The sequence below is a fragment of the Intrasporangium chromatireducens Q5-1 genome, assembly GCF_000576575.1.
GTDB lineage: Bacteria > Actinomycetota > Actinomycetes > Actinomycetales > Dermatophilaceae > Intrasporangium_A > Intrasporangium_A chromatireducens.
The window spans coordinates 1-3,797 of the sequence record NZ_AWQS01000312.1 but is presented as its reverse complement, the minus strand read 5'-3'; the positions used below and the strand labels follow the sequence as shown (position 1 = coordinate 3,797).

Sequence of the window (3,797 nt, the reverse complement as noted above, 5' to 3'; positions counted from 1 at the left end):
GCGGCTCATTGGGCCCGTCGTGCGCGACCCCCGCGCCGCCGCCGCGGGACCGCGACGACGGCCCCGAGCACGCGTCTCGCCCCGGACTCCCGCAGGGCTCGCGCACCCTCGACGAGGGTCGCTCCAGTCGTCATGACGTCGTCGACGACGATGCAGTCGCGCCCGGCGACCAACGGCCGCCGGGCACGTGGCACGTGGAAGGCACCGCTCACGTTGACCTGCCGGGCCGTCGTCGCCAGACCGGACTGGTCACGCACGCCCCAGCGCTCGTCCAGCGCCATGAGCACCTCGAGCCCCGGCAGGCACAGGAGGTGGACAGCGCGGTCGGCGAGCTCGTGGAGCGGCACGTCACCGCGCACCCGGCGGGAGCGTCGTGATGAGGGGGCTGGCACGACGAGTGGCACGTTCGAGCCGTCCGCGCCCTCGACCGCAGCCGACAGGGCTGCCCCGAGGAGCGGCGCGAGCTCCGCCACCAGGTCACGTCGCCCCTCGTCCTTCCAGGCCGTGATCGCCGCCCGCAGCGGGTCGGCGTAGGCGCCCCAGGCGTACACGAGCGGCACCCCGGCCGGTGGCGGGTCCGGAGTGACCGGACGCGGGCCGCCGGGGAAGGCGAGCCGGTCGAGGGCCCGTCGACAGCGGCGGCACCACGGCAGCCCGGTCCGGTGGCACCCGGCGCACTCGGTCGGCAGGACGAGGTCGAGCAGTGGGCGCAGGGTCATGCCCTCATTGCACCCACGCGGACTGCGCCGTGCCGGCCGCACGGCGCGGACTGTGGAGGAGCGCCGACGGGGCCTCGGGATGGGGACGCCCGCGGGCTCGCCGCCCGGGCGCGCTCCCTTCGCCGCCTGTGGGCGTCTGCGCGCCTCAGCGACCCGGGACGAGGATGTCGGTGCCGTTGGAGACCACCGGCCACGTCCGGCCCGCACGAGCCAGGACCTGCCCCGTGTCCGTGACGATCATGATGCCGCGGGCGCCGCCGACGGTCGTGATCGAAACGGCGCCGGGGACCGCTGCCAGCCGGGTGTCCTGCGGCTCCGCCTGCCCGTGCCGGCGGATCCCGTCGAGCCCGCCGCCGACTGTGCCGGTCCACGGCCGCACGGGGTCGTCGGGGCCGATCCGGCCGAGCACGGCGTAGGAGTCGCCGTCGAGCCACACGACGTCGCGCATCGAGGTGAGCGCCTCCGCCTGCCGCCACGGTGCTGCGAGCCCGGTCGGCTGCCCGCTGGGGGCCCGGACGATGCCGCTGACGTCGAGGCGGGCGTCCCCGCCCTTCGCGTTGGTGGAGATGACGAGCAGTCGGGCGTCGTCCGGGGAGATCGCGATGGCCGTCACGCGCCGGCCGTCCAGCCAGGGCGCCGAGACACGCCGCGGCCTTTCCCCCGTTGCGGTCGGGTCGGCGTGGGTGGCCCAGAGGCCGCCCGTGCCGTTCTTGGCCAGCCCGCCGACCCACAGGTAGCCCGCGGCGTCGTAGACGGGTGTCGTCAGCTCCCCGGCGAACGGGGCCAAGACGGTCGAACGGCCGTCGCGCCAGCGCGAGAGGTGACTCTGGTCGGGACCGACCGCGGCGATCTCCTTGCCGTCCACCGACATCGCCAGCCGGGTCCACTCCTGCGAGAGCGTGCTCGGGTCGCCGGGCTTGCGCCCCGTGTCCGCGGGTTTGCGGGCCACGCTGTTGTCCGGGATGGCGAGCGGGTCGATCCGCGCGAACGTCACGCCGTTGCGGATCAGTGCCGTGTCGAAGCTCGGCACGGGCACCCGGCCATAGTCGAGCTCGTCCGGCGTGGAGACCCAGGCACCGATGCCGGGCAGCTCCAGCTCGACTCCCTGCACGGCGAGGCCCACTGCCTGGACCGAGGCGACCTGGCCGAGCGTCGCGGTCAGCTGGGCCCACATCGAGGCCCGCTCGATGGGGTCGGCCTTGAGAGCTGTCTCGGTGAGGTTGACCTGGGCGCGGCCGTTGTTGACCGGCACCGCGTTGACCGACAGCTTCGTCGCCGTGGGAACGCCGCTGCGGACCGCTCCGGCGAGATAGTCGGGCACGGGCGCGAGCTGTGACCGGGCCAGGGTCGTCACCATGCGCGAGCCGCTCGGGAACCACCGGATGTCCGGCACCAGCCGACGACCGCTCGGCGTGACGTAGTAGATGCGGCGCGCCTCGTAGAGCCGGTCGAACGCGGCCGAGTCGAGCCACAGCCCGAAGCCGGTGCGGGGCAGCTCGATCCGCCATTCGCCGGCAACCTTGGTCAACCCGAACGTGACGGTCGCGCGCGTCCCCGGCGGCAGCTCCTCGTAGCGTCCGTCGGCGGACACCCGCGCCACGGCGTTCGTCGAGACCTCCACCTGTTCCGGCCCCAGCTGCTTGACGGTGAGGTCGTCCGCTGTGTCATAGACGATGACGTCCTCGCTCGTCCATCGCCAGAGGTCGGGCGACTGCGGAGCGAGGTAGGACTTGCCCGTCTCGCGGCTCTCGTCGACGTCCTCGTTGGAGCGGATGAAGCCGAGGACGATCTGCTCCTGGCTCGCGCCGTCGAAGGGCTTCTGCGGCAGCACCCGCACGGGGTCGCCGATCGCCTCGTCCAGCCGTCGCCCCTCGAGCACCGGCCCGTCCCCCGGCAGGCCACCGCAGCCGGACACTCCGAGGACGGCGAGCGCCGTCAGCATCGCTGCGGCGACCCGCCGCGGCCTGCTCACCGGCTCGACTCCGGTGCGGACGCCGGTGCGGGCCCGGGACTGCGCAGGGTCGCACCCGTGACCGTCGGACCGGGCAGGGCGACGTGCCCGACGGGGTCCGTGGCCTGGAGCAGGGGCGTGAGCGGCAGCGGCGAGCCGGTGATGGTGGAGTCAGCCTTCTTCGGCAGGGTGAGCCGGAAGCAGGAGCCCTCGCCGCGAGCCCCCCACGCCTCGAGCCGGCCGGCGTGCAGCCGGGCATCCTCGAGGGCGATCGCCAGGCCCAGCCCGGTCCCACCGGTCGTGCGGGCCCGGGCCGGGTCGGCCCGCCAGAACCTCGTGAAGACGAGGGCCGCTTCGCCGGGCCGCAGTCCGATGCCGTGGTCCCGGACGGTCACCGCCACCGCCGAGTCGTTCTGGGCGAGGGAGATCTCGATGGGGTGGCCCTCGCCGTGCTCGATGGCGTTGGAGACGAGGTTGCGCAGGATCCGCTCGATCCGACGCGAGTCCATGTCGGCGACGACGGGCTCGTCGGGCTGGCGCACCACCAGCTCACTGCCCTTGCGCTCCGCAAGGGTCCGGTGCGCATCGACGACGTGCTCGACGCAGAGCCGCAGGTCGGTCGCCTCGATGTCCAGGACGGCCGCTCCAGCGTCGAAGCGGGAGATCTCGAGCAGGTCGGACAGGAGCGACTCGAAGCGATCGAGCTCGCCGCGGAGCAGCTCGGCCGACCGCGCCACCGTGGGGTCGAAGTCGGCGCGGGAGTCGTGGATGAGGTCGCCCGCCATGCGGATCGTGGTGAGGGGGGTGCGCAGCTCGTGCGACACGTCGGAGACGAAGCGCTGCTGGACCCGGGAGAGGTTCTCGAGCTGGCCGATCTGCTGCTGGAGCGAGGCGGCCATCGCATTGAACGAGTTCGCGAGTCGGGCGAGGTCGTCCTCGCCCTTGACCCGCATGCGTTCACCGAGGTTGCCCTCCGCGAACCGCTCGGCGATCCTCGCCGCCCGCCGGACCGGGTCGGCGACGAGCCGGGTCACGACGAACGCGACGGCGCCGACGAGCAGGATCAGGGCGGCGGCACCGAAGAGGAACGTCTGGCCGATGAGCCCCATGATCTGGCGCTCGCGGTC

General features: G+C 73.7%; 3 protein-coding genes. All 3 read right to left on the bottom strand.

Features of this window, described 5'->3' with window-relative positions; all coding sequences use genetic code 11:
- Positions 1-5: 5 nt before the first annotated feature.
- Positions 6-719 (bottom strand): ComF family protein, encoded by a 714-nt coding sequence (locus N864_RS26280; RefSeq protein ID WP_051518851.1) that lies wholly within the window; start codon positions 717-719, stop codon positions 6-8.
- A 145-nt stretch (positions 720-864) separates the two neighbouring features.
- Complete coding sequence (locus tag N864_RS20120; RefSeq protein ID WP_155893033.1) at positions 865-2,691, bottom strand: LpqB family beta-propeller domain-containing protein; 1,827 nt, start codon at positions 2,689-2,691, stop codon at positions 865-867.
- On the bottom strand, positions 2,688-3,797 hold a 1,110-nt coding region (gene mtrB, locus N864_RS20115; protein WP_155893032.1), incomplete at its 5' end, for an MtrAB system histidine kinase MtrB. The genes N864_RS20120 and mtrB, both read right to left, overlap by 4 nt.